Annotated in this window: 19 protein-coding genes; 10 read left to right on the plus strand and 9 right to left on the minus strand. The window is 61.4% G+C overall.

The window, feature by feature from the left end; all coding sequences use genetic code 11:
- Positions 1 to 128 precede the first annotated feature (128 nt).
- Together ACSC1P_RS07420 and ACSC1P_RS07425 are read left to right on the plus strand one after the other, a co-directional pair.
- On the plus strand, positions 129 to 1,952 hold the full coding sequence (locus ACSC1P_RS07420; protein WP_435359502.1) for a histidine kinase N-terminal 7TM domain-containing protein: 1,824 nt from the start codon (positions 129 to 131) through the stop codon (positions 1,950 to 1,952).
- Positions 1,953 to 2,175: 223 nt separating this feature from the next.
- On the plus strand, positions 2,176 to 2,979 hold the full coding sequence (locus tag ACSC1P_RS07425; protein WP_435359503.1) for a hypothetical protein: 804 nt from the start codon (positions 2,176 to 2,178) through the stop codon (positions 2,977 to 2,979).
- A 190-nt stretch (positions 2,980 to 3,169) separates the two neighbouring features.
- Here the strand turns inward: ACSC1P_RS07425 and ACSC1P_RS07430 are convergent, their stop codons facing one another.
- From ACSC1P_RS07430 to ACSC1P_RS07440, 3 genes are all read right to left on the minus strand, one after another.
- Entirely contained in the window at positions 3,170 to 3,682 is a 513-nt protein-coding gene (locus ACSC1P_RS07430) for a P-loop nucleotide/nucleoside kinase family protein (protein WP_435359504.1), read from the minus strand.
- Positions 3,683 to 3,806: 124 nt separating this feature from the next.
- Positions 3,807 to 4,532 carry a profilin-fold protein gene (locus ACSC1P_RS07435; RefSeq protein WP_435359505.1) on the minus strand — a complete coding sequence of 242 codons (726 nt, stop codon included), beginning with the start codon at positions 4,530 to 4,532 and terminating at the stop codon, positions 3,807 to 3,809.
- 74 nt (positions 4,533 to 4,606) lie between these two features.
- Positions 4,607 to 5,389 (minus strand): helix-turn-helix transcriptional regulator, encoded by a 783-nt coding sequence (locus tag ACSC1P_RS07440; protein ID WP_435359506.1) that lies wholly within the window; start codon positions 5,387 to 5,389, stop codon positions 4,607 to 4,609.
- Between the two features lie 125 nt (positions 5,390 to 5,514).
- Here ACSC1P_RS07440 and ACSC1P_RS07445 point away from each other — a divergent pair, with 125 nt between their 5' ends.
- Complete coding sequence (locus ACSC1P_RS07445) at positions 5,515 to 6,039, plus strand: Lrp/AsnC family transcriptional regulator (protein WP_435359507.1); 525 nt, start codon at positions 5,515 to 5,517, stop codon at positions 6,037 to 6,039.
- Positions 6,040 to 6,106: 67 nt separating this feature from the next.
- Here ACSC1P_RS07445 and ACSC1P_RS07450 read toward each other — a convergent pair whose 3' ends face one another.
- Complete coding sequence (locus ACSC1P_RS07450) at positions 6,107 to 6,535, minus strand: PaaI family thioesterase (protein WP_435360264.1); 429 nt, start codon at positions 6,533 to 6,535, stop codon at positions 6,107 to 6,109.
- A 43-nt stretch (positions 6,536 to 6,578) separates the two neighbouring features.
- Positions 6,579 to 8,537 carry a 3-hydroxyacyl-CoA dehydrogenase/enoyl-CoA hydratase family protein gene (locus ACSC1P_RS07455; RefSeq protein WP_435359508.1) on the minus strand — a complete coding sequence of 653 codons (1,959 nt, stop codon included), beginning with the start codon at positions 8,535 to 8,537 and terminating at the stop codon, positions 6,579 to 6,581.
- Positions 8,538 to 8,931: 394 nt separating this feature from the next.
- On the opposite strand from ACSC1P_RS07455, the gene ACSC1P_RS07460 reads away from it, so the two are divergent.
- The 5 genes from ACSC1P_RS07460 to ACSC1P_RS07480 all read left to right on the plus strand — a co-directional run bounded on the left by ACSC1P_RS07460 (position 8,932) and on the right by ACSC1P_RS07480 (position 10,835).
- On the plus strand, positions 8,932 to 9,183 hold the full coding sequence (locus ACSC1P_RS07460) for a hypothetical protein (protein ID WP_435359509.1): 252 nt from the start codon (positions 8,932 to 8,934) through the stop codon (positions 9,181 to 9,183).
- Positions 9,184 to 9,313: 130 nt separating this feature from the next.
- Positions 9,314 to 9,535 carry a hypothetical protein gene (locus ACSC1P_RS07465; protein ID WP_435359510.1) on the plus strand — a complete coding sequence of 74 codons (222 nt, stop codon included), beginning with the start codon at positions 9,314 to 9,316 and terminating at the stop codon, positions 9,533 to 9,535.
- 172 nt (positions 9,536 to 9,707) lie between these two features.
- Entirely contained in the window at positions 9,708 to 10,022 is a 315-nt protein-coding gene (locus ACSC1P_RS07470; RefSeq protein WP_435359511.1) for a hypothetical protein, read from the plus strand.
- Positions 10,009 to 10,395 carry a DUF5658 family protein gene (locus ACSC1P_RS07475; protein ID WP_435359512.1) on the plus strand — a complete coding sequence of 129 codons (387 nt, stop codon included), beginning with the start codon at positions 10,009 to 10,011 and terminating at the stop codon, positions 10,393 to 10,395. Before ACSC1P_RS07470 ends, ACSC1P_RS07475 begins: the two co-directional genes overlap by 14 nt.
- Positions 10,395 to 10,835: a helix-hairpin-helix domain-containing protein gene (locus tag ACSC1P_RS07480; RefSeq protein WP_435359513.1), complete on the plus strand. Its 441-nt coding sequence runs from the start codon at positions 10,395 to 10,397 to the stop codon at positions 10,833 to 10,835. Before ACSC1P_RS07475 ends, ACSC1P_RS07480 begins: the two co-directional genes overlap by 1 nt.
- Here the strand turns inward: ACSC1P_RS07480 and ACSC1P_RS07485 are convergent, their stop codons facing one another.
- Entirely contained in the window at positions 10,836 to 11,378 is a 543-nt protein-coding gene (locus tag ACSC1P_RS07485; RefSeq protein WP_435359514.1) for a hypothetical protein, read from the minus strand. It abuts the gene before it with no gap.
- A 486-nt stretch (positions 11,379 to 11,864) separates the two neighbouring features.
- Here ACSC1P_RS07485 and ACSC1P_RS07490 point away from each other — a divergent pair, with 486 nt between their 5' ends.
- Entirely contained in the window at positions 11,865 to 12,401 is a 537-nt protein-coding gene (locus ACSC1P_RS07490) for a hypothetical protein (RefSeq protein WP_435359515.1), read from the plus strand.
- 35 nt (positions 12,402 to 12,436) lie between these two features.
- Here ACSC1P_RS07490 and ACSC1P_RS07495 read toward each other — a convergent pair whose 3' ends face one another.
- Positions 12,437 to 12,739, minus strand: a complete 303-nt coding sequence (locus ACSC1P_RS07495) for a hypothetical protein (RefSeq protein ID WP_435359516.1) — start codon at positions 12,737 to 12,739, stop codon at positions 12,437 to 12,439.
- A gap of 158 nt (positions 12,740 to 12,897) precedes the next feature.
- Here ACSC1P_RS07495 and ACSC1P_RS07500 point away from each other — a divergent pair, with 158 nt between their 5' ends.
- Positions 12,898 to 13,488, plus strand: a complete 591-nt coding sequence (locus ACSC1P_RS07500) for a tyrosine-type recombinase/integrase (RefSeq protein ID WP_435359517.1) — start codon at positions 12,898 to 12,900, stop codon at positions 13,486 to 13,488.
- A gap of 126 nt (positions 13,489 to 13,614) precedes the next feature.
- Here the strand turns inward: ACSC1P_RS07500 and ACSC1P_RS07505 are convergent, their stop codons facing one another.
- Positions 13,615 to 14,028, minus strand: coding sequence for a type IV pilin domain-containing protein (locus ACSC1P_RS07505; protein ID WP_435359518.1), 414 nt, complete (start codon positions 14,026 to 14,028; stop codon positions 13,615 to 13,617).
- Positions 14,029 to 14,034: 6 nt separating this feature from the next.
- Entirely contained in the window at positions 14,035 to 14,448 is a 414-nt protein-coding gene (locus ACSC1P_RS07510; protein WP_435359519.1) for a type IV pilin domain-containing protein, read from the minus strand.
- Positions 14,449 to 14,497 lie beyond the last annotated feature (49 nt).

Below are 14,497 nucleotides of genomic sequence, written 5' to 3' on the forward strand. Positions count from 1 at the left end.
CAGTTTCGGCTCGCGGACTCGACCCTTCGACGCGAGACGAGTGGCCCTAACGAGTTGGGCCAATAGCCATAAGACGGCGCGGAACACACCCAGGGACGAATCGTGGGTACAGGGGGACCGACGAACCGATGGTAGCCGACGCGCACCCGTACACGGCCGTTCTCTTCGTAACAGCCGTCGCTTCGGCTGTCGTCGCCGCCAAAGCGTGGCGCTATCGACCAGCGACCGGTGCGACCTCACTCTCGGTGATGTTGCTCGGCGTCACGCAGTGGCTCGCGTTCCACGCGCTCGAACTCGCCGCGACCGACCCGGGACGACGCGAACTCTGGGCAGACCTCCAGTGGATCGGTGCAGTCGTCGTTCCCGTCGCGTGGGTCGCGTTCGCACTCGCGTACACCGGACGGGACGGAGCGCGAACCGACCAGTTAGTGACGCTGCTCGCGCTCGAACCGCTCGCTGGACTCGTGTTGCTCGTCACGAATCGGTCGCACGAGCTACTCTGGGGAGACGTGACGATGGAGACCGTTTCCGCGCCAATCGGCGGCCCGGTCGTCATCGCATCCGCCGAGCCACACGTCGGCACCATCGCCCACGTACTGTTCAGTTACGTGCTGTTCCTCGTCGGCACCCTATTGCTCGTGCAGTTCAGCATCGAGCGGCGGTCGGTGTTCCGCTGGCAGGGCGCGACTATCGTCGTCGGTGTGCTCGCCCCCGTGGCCGCCAGCGCGGCTGCGGTTCTCGCCCTGACCCCACTCGACCTGACGCCGCTCGCGTTCGCCGTGACCGGCGTCGCGCTGACGCTCGGACTGTATCGCTACCGGTTGCTCGACCTCGCGCCCGTCGCACACGACCGTATCGTCCAGCAACTCGACGATAGCGTCATCGTGTTCGACCGCGACGACCGCATCGTCGAACTGAACGAGGCCGCCTGTGGACTTCTCGACTGTGAGGCGTCCACGGTCGTCGGACTGCCTGCCGACGAGGTCTTCGACACGGAACTGGTCGAGCGATACAGGACGACGTCGGAAGTCACCGATGAACTGGCCGTGAATCTGAACGGTGAGACCCGTCACTTCGTGGTCCGACTTTCGAACTTGACCGACGGTCGCGGTGAGCGTGCTGGCCGCATCGCCGTGTTGACCGACATCACCGCCCAGAAACAGCGAGAGCGCGAGTTAGAGCGAGCGAACGACGAGCTGGCCGAGACGAACGCGAAGCTCGAAGGGACGAACGAACGGCTGGAGGCGTTCACTGCCGTCGTGAGCCACGACCTTCGAAATCCACTCACTGTGGCCGCCGGCTACCTCGAACTCGCGCGCGAGTCGACCGACGTCGACGACGACCATCTCGCGGCCATCCGCGAGTCACACGACCGGATGCAACGCATCGTCGACGACCTGCTCGTCCTCGCACAGCAGGGAATCGACGCCGGGGATTGCGAGCCGATTCCGCTGTCGATGGTCGCCCAGAACGCCTGGACCGTCGTCGACACCGGCGAGTCGACGCTCGCAGTGGACACCGAACGCATCGTCGAGGCAGACCCCACCCGACTCCAGCAGGTGTTCGAGAACCTGTTTCGCAACGCCGTCGAACACAACGACGGCCCCGTGACGCTCCGTGTCGGCGACCACCCGGAAGGATTCTTCGTCGAAGACGACGGCCGCGGGATTCCCGCCGCCGACCGGGAACGGCTGTTCGAGTCCGGCGTCTCCGACGGTGGCGGGACCGGCCTCGGTCTCGCTATCGTCGACCGGGTAGCCGAAGCACACGGGTGGGACGTGCAGGTGACCGACAGCCACGACGAGGTCCCTAGAAGGGAGACGGTCGACGAGCGCGCAGAGACCACGGCAGCCGAAACTGGGGCGACGAACGATGGGGCACTCGCTGCGCCAGACGACGGACAACCGGTGACTGACGCACACGGCGCACGCTTCGAGTTCAGTGGCGTGTGATGCGAGTACGCGGCGATGGCAACTACCTGAGGGCTGACTATCCATCTACACCGAAGCGGGGCAGATGGTCAGCCACACCGGTATTTTCACGTTCATGAGTGTTGCAGTAAAATCAGGGCCGAGCGTTATTCCGTCAGCTATCGTACGTTCACTGCTAGCACGCAGGAACTGTCGTGGGCACACAGACGCTACACGTCGTTCGTCTAGCAGTCAGAGGGGAGTTATGACACCAACCGAACCTACAACAGGACCGTCCGTCAGCCGTCGTCACGTACTCGTCAGCGCTGGTATCCTCGGCGCAACCGTCTTCTTCGCGCCCGCAGTCAGCGCCGGCGACGACTCGACACCGACCGGGATGGAAGAAGAGGCCCCGACCGGCGGAGAAGAGCAAGAAGAAGAAGGGTACACGTCCTTCACGACGACCACCGACGACGCCGGCGTCATCAGCGCCGACGTGCCGACGGAGTGGACCGCGACGGCCTCACTCGGTGATGCAGAGAACGGCATCATGTTCGCCGTGGGACCCGACCTCGACGCGTTCAACAGTTCGTTCGAGGCGGAGACGTCGACCATCGAGAGTCCGGGTGCGTTCGTCCTCTGGAACCCGACTGGAACGGGCGACCCGGCCCAGTTGAGTACCGAATCCGAGAACGTGCCGATGAACTGCACGCAGTTCCACAGCACCGAGTACGAGAACCAGATGGGCCTGACGGGCACCGTCTCCATCCACGACCAGTGTGGTGGTGGCGAGGGCCTCGTGTTCAAGTTCATCGGGAAGCCGAAAGAGGGAGACGGCCTGTTCATCGCGCTGGTCGCGGTCAAAGACGACCGTGACATCGAAGCCGCGGTGACGTTCCTCGAGACGCTGGCCATCGCGGTCGAAGCCGAAGAGGACGGTGCAGAGGGACCGATGGAAGAAGAGGAGCCGTTGGAAGAAGAAGAGCCGTTGGAGGAGGAGGAACCGATGGAAGAAGAGGAGCCGGTAGAAGAAGAAGAGGAGCCGCCGTTGCCCGGCGAGTTCCTCTGAGTCGGCCACCACGACCGGCATTTTTCGAGTGACGACGTGACGAAGCCGTTCTGCCCGTGCTGAATCGAGTAGTGTCGACCTCGTCACACGCAATGGCGCTATCGACGCGAATCTGAGTGAGCGGTGACTCGGCGCTCCGAGACCAGTGTCTGTACCGCTTTCTCGTGTGAAACAGTCGGTGATGTGAGAATCAGTGGGGCGACATCGACACCGGCTCCTGAAACAGGGCCGCGACCTGTCGTGCGGTCTCGACCTCGCTGCCGGAGTTGTCGACGCGCTCGTGTGTGAGCGAGATGTCGTCGAATATCTCCCGGTAGCGCTGATGGACTTCGAAGTCGGCGTCGCTCGCGTCGCCCTCACGGGCGGCGATGCGCCGTTCGACGACCGACTCGTCGCAGGTGACACGGTAGAGGTCGAAATCGACGCCGAGCGACCGAGCGATGGCTTTCGCGCGGAGTCGGTCGCTGGAGCGCTGGAACGTCGCGTCGAGGACGACCGCCTCACCCTCGTCGAGGAGTCGCTTGGCACGCTCGAACAACGCCTCGTACACCATGTACGACTCGACGGTGGTGTACTCTGGGTCGTCGAGAATCTGTTTACGTATCACGTCGGACCGCAGTAACTGTCCGTCGAGGCGTTCGGTGACGTCCTCGGCGACCGTCGTCTTCCCGACGCCCGGCAGTCCACAGACGATGACTAACATCGCTCGTGGCCCCCTGTCGCCGGTCCAGCGCACTCGTCGTATCCAGTCCGTCCCGGAGACATGCTGTTCACCCTACTCGTAGTGCGACCCCTTCATGAATGTACGGAAACGTCTCTCGGGGCGCTCAGTCGAAGGAGATACCTTCGAGGTTCGCTTCGAGGTCGTCGACGTGGTCGTTGTAGGCGGCGACGAACTCGGCGAACGGTTCGGCGTATTCACGAACGACCGGGGCCGCCGGCGGTTCGTACTGCGACAGCAGGTAGACCCCACCCTCGCCTCCCACACGGAGATACGAGGCACGAGCACCGTCGCGTTTCAGTTCCCAGCGGCGGCCGTTCACCGACTGTTTGAACGAACCGTAGTCGGTGCCGTCGTAGCGGTGGAGTTGCCCGGCCATCTCGTCACAGACCTCGCGGATTCGCGCGACGATGCGGTCGCGCTCGGCGGTCACGTCCTCGGTCGAGGCGACCGACGGGAAGTCGGTCGACACGTCGTCGAGGACGCCAGAGAGCGAGGCCACGTGGTCGTTGTACGCGGCGACGAACGCCTCGTAGTCGCCCATGGCGTCCGTGAGGTCGTCGTGTGCCGGCGGCTGTTTCGTCGAGACGACGTAGATGTCGTCGCCGGATTTCGGCGAGAACCGGAGGTACTCCAGCGCGCCACCCTCGTACTTCACCGTCCACTGGCCGTCGTCGGTGTCGAAGTCGGCACGGCCGTAGTCGCCGCCTTGCAAGAGCGCGAGTTCACGCGCGATGGTCCCGGCGTGTTCACGGACCTCGGCGACGAGCGCGTCGCGCTCTGCCGCCGCGTCTTCGGTGCCATCGACGGTCGCATCTACCCCATCGGTCATCCTGTGGGTGGTGGCGGGCGACCGGCATAACGACTGCGTGTCTCGTCGGTCGACCGTCCACGATGCTGCCGCTGCTACTGCGCCGAAAACAGGTCGTCGGCCGCGTCGCGGTACTGTTCGAACACCTGGTTCGCCCACGCGACGGCGTCGGGTGAGTCGTTCTCGACGATAGCCTGAACGAGTTGGTTCTCGTCGTAGATGCCGAACAGGACCCGTTCCGTCCCATTTCGCTCGGCGATGAACAGGCCGAACGGGAGTTCGTCGATGGTGTACAATCGGACGCTGTCGCTCTCTTCAGCTTGGGCAGTCAGGTCGGGGTACGCCGAGAAGAGGCGGTCGGTCATCGGTCGCGTGAACACGACCTCGGCGTCGAGTTCACCCGCGACGACACTTCGCTCGTGGAGGTCGCGTATCGCCTTCGACTCGTGGTCGGCCACAGAGAGCCCGCGGATAGTGTCTGCGTCGACGAGAACCGAGGTCGCGTGTTGGATCGCCTCCATCGGTGCCGGGCCGGTCGCCGAGTGGACCGCCGCACCCCGAAAGAGTGCCGGCGGCAGTGCCGCGTCGGTCGGCAGGTGCGACAGCACGCTGTTCACCTCGTCGATAGTCGCGACTGTCTCGCGCGTCTCGTCGACGGTTCGGCGAAGGACGTCCCCAGCGTGCGATGTCCCGTATTGGCCGTCAGACCCCCGCTCCAGCAACCCCGCCGCCGTCAACTCCTTCATCGCCCTATCGACAGTCGAGCGCGAGTCGTCGAGTTCTTCGACGAGGTCACGCTTGTACGCGGGCGACCGAGCCAACCGGACGAGGTACTCGTATCGCCTGTCGACGAGGGTCAACAGGTCCTCGAACTCCATCCATCGAAGAGTGTCAGTCAGTCATTAAATCTCTTCGGGAGTGACCAACTACGCCACGCAGACGCGAGTGACCGGGCGACTATCGACCGAAACACACAGGAAAACCGCCAGCACACGTACCCACAATGACAGACGGCACGCCACCGGAGTGGTCCTTCAAAGAGCGTGACGTCATCATCTTACAGGAGCTCGCGGCGGACCCGCAGTTGTCGTCCCGCGACCTCGCCCGTATCTTAGCCGACGAGTACGACATCGACGTCTCGCACGTCACCGTGAGTGAGACCATCCGGAAGATGCGCGAACGAGGCGTGTTCCGCGAGGCGATCATCCCGAACGAGGAGTACTTCATCTTCGGCCTGTTCGAGTTCAAGTTCAACCCAGAACACTTCGCCGACGAGTGGTACGACGCGATGACGACCATCCGCGACGACCCGCACACGCTCTTTTACTTCCTCTCCGACGGGGAGTACCAGTGGAAGTCCGTGATGATGTTCAGAACGCGCGAACAGGAGTCACGCTGGATTCACGAGTTCTACAAAGAACACGGGAAGGTCATCTCGAATCTCCGGAACTCGGTCATCCACAACGTCCTCAAGTTCCGGACCGACCCGAGCGTGTTCCAGAGCTTGGACGACGAGACCGAAGAGTAGTCCACACCGGCGACGACTGCCGACAGAGACAGCGGGCAGCGGTCGGGGCTCGCCGCCGTCGTGATTGCTACTCTCGGAACAACCGATAGCTCGTCTGTCCGACTGCGACCTCCCGGCAGTCACCGGCGGAGTCGACGCTCTCGACGGTCACGTCTGCGACGCCCATCGAGCCACCGGCCCGGACGACCTCGGCCGTGACGGTCAAGTCGCCGGTTGCGGGCCGAAGGTACTTCACGTCGAGGTCGGTCGTCGTCAGTTTCGCGTTCGCCGGGTTCTCCCAAGTCGTCCGGAGAACGAACCCGCTCGAAGTGTCGACCAAGGTGGCGAGGATACCGCCGTGGACCGGCGTCGTCTCGACCGCGTCTTGGCCCGGGAGCGCGACGTTCTGGAACTTGTCGTCGTGGGGAACCGACATCACGATGCGCCCGCGCTCGACCGATTCGACGCCGAGTCCGAGCCACGAGAGGTAGCCGTGGCTGGCGATGTACGCCTCCATCACGTCGACGGCCTCGTCTGGTAGTGGCGGCAGGTCGTCCACCCTACTCGCCTCGGAACTCGGGGTCACGGTCCTGCGCGAACGCGGCCGTCCCCTCACGCACGTCGTCCGTACTCATGAGGAGGCCGAAGCCCTGACTCTCCATCGCGAGCGCCGCGTCGAGACTGGCGTCTGCGCCTTCGTTCATCACCGTCTTGGCGACTTCCAGTCCGAGCGGGGGCCCAGCGAGGATGTCGTCGACGAAGTCCTGCACCGTGTCGTCGAACTCCTCGGACGGCACTGCCCGATTCAGCAGCCCCCAGTCTGCCGCGCGCTCGGCGTCGATGTGGTTGCCGCGGAAGACGAGTTCTTTGGCGCGCGTCTCTCCGAGGAGCCGAAGAAGTCGCTGGGTGCCGCCACCGCCGGGGATGAGTCCGAGTCCGATTTCGGGTGCGCCGAGGGTGGACCGCTCGGTGGCGATGCGGAGGTCACACGCCAGTGCGAGTTCGAGACCCGCACCGAGACAGTAGCCGTCTATCTTGGCCAACACGGGCCGTGGGAACTCGTTCACCGTCTCGAAGGCGGGCGTCACGCGCATCGCGTCAGTCGGCGAACGGTCGTCGAAGCCGCCGATGTCCGCACCTGCCGAGAAGGCACGGTCACCTGCACCCTCGAAGGTGACACACAGCACGTCGTCGGGGTCGACTTGCGTGAGTAGGTCGTCGATTTCGTCGAGCAGGTCGCCCGAAAGCGCGTTCATCCGCTCCGGTCGGTCGAGTTCGACGGCGAGCAGGCCGTCGTCGGTCAGTTCGTAGTTCAGCAGGCGGTAGCTCCCGGGACCGTCGCCCGTGTCGTACTCGTAGAAGCCCGCACCTGCGTCCTCGCCAATCTTGCCCGCCTCGACCAGTTCGACGAGGTAGTCGGCCGGCCGGTGTCGCTCGTCGCCGCTTTCCTCGTACAGGTCGCGGAGCACCGAGAGGACGGTATCGAGGCCGTGTTTATCGGCTCGCCGGCAGGGACCTTCGGGAAAGCCCGTCCCGAGTCGCATCCCCGTGTCGACGGCCTCCGGCGTGGCCACGTCGTCGCCGACGAGTTTCGCGGCCTCGTTGACCATCACGGCTTCGACCCGGAGCGTGTCGAAGTCGCCCGCGTCGTCCGGTTCGTAGTCCGCACCGGAACCGTCTTCGTACTCGTAGTAGCCACGGCCGGTCTTGCGGCCGAGGTCGCCAGCGTCGACTTTCTCCTGCATGACAGGCGAGATGGGCCGCCCACTCTCCTTGCGGACGTGGTAGCCCACGTCGATACCGGTGAGGTCACCGAGTTCGAAGGGACCCATCGGGTAGCCACGACGGTGAACCATCGCGGCGTCTGCTTCGCGGATGGTCGCCTCGCCGTTCGAGACCATCCACGCCGGCTCGTCGATGAACGGCCCGAGGACGCTGTTGACGACGAACCCCCGCACGTCCTTGCGGACGTAGATGGGCGTCTTGTCGAGCGACTCGACCCACTCGTACGCCAGTTCCGCGGTGGCGTCGCTGGTGTGCTCCCCGTAGATGACCTCGACGAGGTCCATCTTCACCGGCGGGTTGAAGAAGTGCGCGCCGACGACGCGTTCCGGCGTTTCCACCGCTTCGGCGATATCCGTAATCGGGAGGCTAGAGGTGTTCGACGCGAGGATTGCGTCGTCGGGTGCCAGCGCTGCCACCTCGGTGAAAATATCGTGTTTGATGTCGAGTTGTTCCGGCCCGACTTCGACGACGAAATCGGTGTCGCCGACGGCCTCTGCCACGTCGACGGTCGTCTCGATTCGGGCGAGCACGTCCTCGGCCGGTTCGTCGAGTCGGCCCTTCTCCTCCAGTTTGTCGAGGCTCCAAGCAATGTTCTCGTACCCCTCTGTGACGATATCCTCCTCGATGTCGCGCATCGTGACCTCGTACCCGGCGAGCGCGGCGACCTCCGCGATTCCGTGACCCATGCTCCCCGCTCCGAGGACCGCGACGTGGTCGATGTCGGCGTGCGTCATGTCACAGTGTGTAGCGACGACCGCCTTAACTCCACCGTCGCGGTTTAACGATGTAAGGAAGCACGTCGTTTCCACGTCCGTGGAACGAAGCTAGACCGGCCTGCGTGCAGTACCGGACCGGACAATGTAAATGAGAGGTTGGGCGCTCGTCACGTTGTCGTCGACGACTCGGGTGGCGAATGCTCGACTTTGCTCAGGGGTGCACAGGGCCAAACATACCACCTTACATTTCTAATTTTTAATTAAATTTGAATTTACACGTTTCGGAGCCTATTCAGGCGTGTGAAACACACCGAGTTGGCGGTTTCCCGGGACATCGTCGAGGCGTTTCCGTCGCGAGGGTCGTGAGAACGTGGTTGCGGTCACCCAGTACGCATCGCACGTGGGTGTGAAAATGCGGGATAAGTGGGCCGGCATGACGCTCGACGACCCGACACACCAGATCTGGAACGCGAGTTCGACGAGAGAGGAGATCGAACTCCTCATCGAGTACCGAAGCCAGGCGACCGAGAACTACGGTTCAGGCGGCAGTGGCGGTGGCGACTGGGGTCTCGGTGGCTTCGGGGGTGCATTCGGAATCGGCCTCATTGCGCTCCTCGCGATAGCCCTACTCGCCGCAGACAGCGGAAACGACCTCATCAACTAACCCACCAGACCCATCTTTCGATGAAACGACGCACTCTACTCAAGACCCTCGGAGCCGCAACGCTCGCCAGCTAGCCAGCACTCGCACAGTCCGACAACCAGACAGTGACGACGGACCCAGCGCGGCCGACGTGCAGCGCGACACCTACATCGAGACCGCGGTCCGGGCCGCGAAACCGTGGACAGACGACGGCGGGATGACCTACCGCGAGATAGCCGACACCAGCGAAGACGGGCAGGAGAGCAATGGACTCGTGCCGAAGTCGAAGAGTTGGGTCGGCGAGCGTGTGCGCGAGTGGACGGACGGACAGCACCGAGACATCGTGGACGACCCGACGGAGGAAACCGCATGACTGCGTCCAGACGCCCGGCTGTCCACCACCACACACCCCCCGGCGGGAGCATAATTATATACATAGTGCCCCACCCGGCGGGGAAATCCGCGGACACCCGGCCCCAACCGGCGGTCGAAAATCGAGATTCACCCGGATTTGCAGCGGAAATGAAGGGGGTGACTTGCTGACGATGACGAGCTTCGAACTCTCGAAGCGAGAGAAGGCACTCGTCGTCGGCGTCGGCGCGGTCGCGCTCGTCGCCGGGATGTGGATCGGGCTCTGGCTCGTGCCCGACGCCGCCCTCGACGTACCGAAGGAGACTGTCGAGCAAGGCGGGCAGACGTTCGTCGACGCGCGCTACCAGCCTGTACCGTCGGCCATGCCGCTGTACAGCTTCGCCGTGCTGTTCCTCGGCGGGTTCGTCATCCAGCTCATCTACAGCGACGACGAGCTGGGAGAAGACGCGCTCGTGACTGACGGAGGTGACGACCGTGGCGACGAGTAGCCGCTTCGCCCGCCTCGACGACCCGGCCTTCCGCCAGCGCTGGCTCACCGCCTACCTCTGGTGTCTCGCCACGCTCACCTGGGGCGTCGGCGACACCGTGACGACGTGGGCCGGCATCGGCCACCCACTCGCGTACGAGGCCGTCCCGATCAACGCCTGGGCGCTCGACGCCGCGGGCATCGCTGGCGTCGTCGCCATCAAACTCGTCGTGCTCGCGTCGCTGTGGACCATCCATCAGCGAGCGCCTCGCGTGGTTCGGGCCCGGTACGGCTACTGGCTCGGTGGCGTCGAGCACGCCATCCCGCTGGGGCTGTTCGTCGCTGGTGCCCAGCTGACGCTCACGAACATCGAAGTTCTCGGAGTGGTCGGCTGATGAGACTTCCAGACCGCGAGTCAGTCAAAGTCACTACCTTCGTCGGCGTTATAACGTTCATCGCCATCCAGACGTGGGGATTCTACATTGGCGCCGCCATCGTCGTCCTCTTCGTTTCCGGTACTGACCTCGCCATCGGCTTCGTCCAGGAGGAAGACGACCTCGACGACGCCGAAGCTATCCGGCGGGCCTACGTCGACGGCGACCTCACCGACGCCGAGTTCGAACGAGAGCTATCGTTCGCCCTCGACGATGACGCCCAGGAGGTCCGGGCGACTGTCGAGGAGATCGGCGGCATCGGGCCGGACACCAGTGCGGCAATCGCAGAGGAGTTTCCGACGATGTATCAGCTTCAGAAGGCCAAGTACGATGATTTAATCACTATCCACGGAATCGGTGAATCGACGGCTGGGGCCGTACTCCAACAATTTCGAAGGTAATTATTGGAAAGCGCGCCCACCAGTATCGACCTCGGTATCATCACTTCCTACTGTCTCCTCAATACCTTCTATATCTACTCCGATAATATCCACAGCCTCTTGGAAAGCGTCAGTCACAACTCTATCAATCTGACAGAGCGACTCATCGAATCTTTTTGGACCAAACCGATCCTCATACACAAAGATGGGGGCAACGGCTCGAAATCCATCAAAATATTCTACTGGGTCATTCGATTTTGTCTCAGTAATCTCAAATATCTCTATGTTCCTCATATCCAAGCTGCTGTATAGGCGATTGAGTTCGGTCCTGATATTGACTACCGGTGTGCTCTGGCTGATTTCGAACCCTTCGATATTTAGGAGTCGCCTGGTCGTTGTTATCCTAAAGTATCCATCAGAGGGCTTCCCAAAGATTGTGAAAGGTCTGCCCCTATGCTCGACAAATATTCTGTATTGATCTTGGTCCCAAACTCCTTCGAAAGAGGCTCTCATCGTAGAGCAACAGCTGACAAGGTTCCCTAGTGCTTCATCAAACTCTCGCATACAAGGGAATCTGTCACCTCTCTATTAGAGTTTCCGGGCGTTTCTCATCAGTATCTTGAACCACAGGTAAAACTCTGAGTTCGTCACAATCCATCTTCATTAAAACAGAGGTGGCAGGAGATTGCTATCGCTTCGGATCCACCTTCGAATAGAGTAGCAGACACAGAATACACAGTGCTGCCAGTGCCATCAGGTTCACCGATAGCGGTACTCCTACAGGAACGGCTGAAGATAGCTCACGCCACCCAACTACGCCGAAGATGAACGCGGATACTGCTACTCCAACTCCTACAGAGTCAGTCATGATCCATACCCCAAAACGCAACTGCGGGTTGCGTATTTCTCGGTTCCAGTTTGATGCTTTCCTGCATCAACAGGTTAGAGGGCCAGTAGGTACATATTACCCGAACCTGTCACCCCATTCGACGGTCGCAGAATCGTATTTCGCCTACCGAAGAGGAGTGATTCGTCGACCGAAGAATGACAATGTCGGAGCTTCCAGACTGGATTGAAGACCGAATTGAACCGAACGCAGACCTCTCTTTGCAGTATCGGCCAGTCGTGGAGGTGTTTGTCGAAAATGATCGCCCATTCTTCACCCGTCGCCAGGTAGAGGCAGAGTTGGACGAAGAGTTCACGAAAGACACCGTGAAGGCCAGACTGGATGAACTGTGCGAGGACCAAATCTTGAAGATTGATCGAACCTCGGCAGGGGATCTCTACTGGTTGAATAACGAAGAATCGGATTGGCCAGTTCCAGGTGACGTAGTAGTAGAGGCAAAAAACGATGAACTCACTGTTTCTGAGTTTTTCGACAAAGATTCTGTGGGGTACGCTGCTCTCGGTGTCGGAAGTATCCTTATCTCCAGTCTGTTCATCTGGGCAGGTGGGTTCCTCGGGGCCTTCGAAACCTCAATCTGGTTCATCGGACCCACGGGACTGGCGGCAGCTGGTCTGTTTGCGACTTTCATTGGGTGGATCCTGTTTGGATATGGTGTGTTCAGATATTTCCAAGAATTGTAGACTTTAGACTGGGCTGCCTCTTGCCCGACTCTCTGTCAAAAGGCGCGGTCATACTTGAGCGACCAGTGCGCAAGAAGTGTGACCGCAACCACCAGATTCAGCAGTATCATAACCATGTTCCACTGGGTGAGACCTCCGATAAATCGAGGATAGAGCGTCTCTACATATAGCTCTAATACCATAATGAGGCCCTCTGTGTCTCTGGTCCATACGGCCTTACCAACCAATATCATTACCAACTGCACAGATGTGCTGAATCCGTTGGCAATTCCATAAGCCAGTATTAGTTGCTTGCTGAAAAATGACCCGAGGAAGTGGTTTATCGAGCGTTGCCGCATACTACCCGCATTTTACATAATATTCCATAAATAATCTCTGGCCAGTTGTGTCCGACTCTCAGCCAAGACTCGGACACCGTCGCCCTCGATCACCACCGAATCCCTCCCGAACCGCGCTCGATTCGTGGATTTTTGACCGCGACCCCGGCATCACGGACATGAACCTGCGACCGTACGCCGACAAAGACGGGATGCGGGCCTGGCTCTCAGAGAGCGAGGTCGGCCTCCTGTTCGACCAGTTCGACGCGGGCAGCGAAGCACGAATCGCCGTCGCGCTCGCGGTCCGGTGTGGGCTCCGCAGCGCGGAGGTCCTCGACGTCGCGCCGGACCACGTCGCCGACACCGACGCTGGCACGATGCTCCGCGTCTGGGAGGGCGCGAAGACCGGCGAGTACCGCGAGACGCCCATCCCCAGCGACCTGGCGACGACCATCCGGACCATCGGGCATCACCGCGACGCTCCTGCTGACGCGCCTGTGGTAACCGTCTCGACGCGCACGCTTCGACGGTGGATGGCGACCGCGACCGACGCGCTCCTCGACGAGACCGATGACCCCGGCTGGCAGTACGTCGGGATGCACGATCTTCGTCGGACGTGGGCGACGTCGCTACGGTCGGCCGACGTCGACGCGATGGTCGTCTGCGACTGGGGCGGCTGGAACGACTTAGAGACGTTCCTCGACCACTACAGAGGGACGCACTCACCAGAGGCGCGGCTCAGGGAGCGTGAGAAAGTGGCGTGGCTGTAGCTGTCCATGGCAACATCGATTTGAACAAGGTGGTTTCTGGCCAGTCTGACCGAGAGATTACGTTCTCACCCGGTGCTGCCGCTGACAGATTTGAAATATGAAAAAATGGATCCCGTTAATCCGTGGTTACGGAGACGTCCACTCGCTGAGGACGTTCGAGCCATCACCGGAGGGCGACGACCACACGATGCGGACATCAGTACCAGAGGACGAGACTGCTTCGCCAGTAGAGTAGGTCTCCCCACCAGACCAAGTGTCGTCGTTGTTTCCAATCTCCGTGGCATTTGCGTTCTCCGAAATGCCTCCAGAGAGCTTGATGTTCGCGATTTCGAGGTCGTCACCGCCATCGTGCGTGATGTTCACCGAGCTACCGTTTTCGAATCCGAACGAGGCCTGCGGAACCTGTTCCTGCGACCCGCCGATGTTCAGCACGAATGCACCGATTACAGCCGCGAGAATCACCGTTATGGCGACCATCAGAATGACGCCAATAACCGGTGAGACCGCGTCGTCGTCCGTAAAGAGGTTTTTAAGTTCCATTGGAATTCAGAAGGTGTGTTCTCCGATCACGTTGCTGCCGCCACCGCTCGGCGAGGTCCAGACGAGGCGACCCTCAAGACCGTCGTCGACAGTAGTGCCACCTTTGTTGACGTTGGTCAGAACTTCACCGCCCGAGAACTTTCCATCGCCACCAGCGGAAATCGAACTGTTGTCGAAGTCGCCCGTCACCGAAAGCGTACTCGTATCGAGGTCGTCACCGCCGTCGTGGACGATGTCGAGCTGGCCACTGTTGTTTTCCCAAGTGAAGCTGGCCTGCGGGACCTGCTCCTGCGATCCACCGATGTTCAGTACGAACGCACCGATCACTGCTGCGAGGATGACGGTTATCGCGACCATCAGAATGACACCGATGACCGGCGAAACCGCATCGTCTTCCGTAAAGAGGTTTTTCAGTTCCATGTTTGCGTGTATCCCACACCTTTGCGGCTGCGAGTTCCTGCCAAGGGGA

The sequence above is a fragment of the Haloarchaeobius caseinilyticus genome, assembly GCF_051207395.1.
GTDB lineage: Archaea > Halobacteriota > Halobacteria > Halobacteriales > Natrialbaceae > Haloarchaeobius.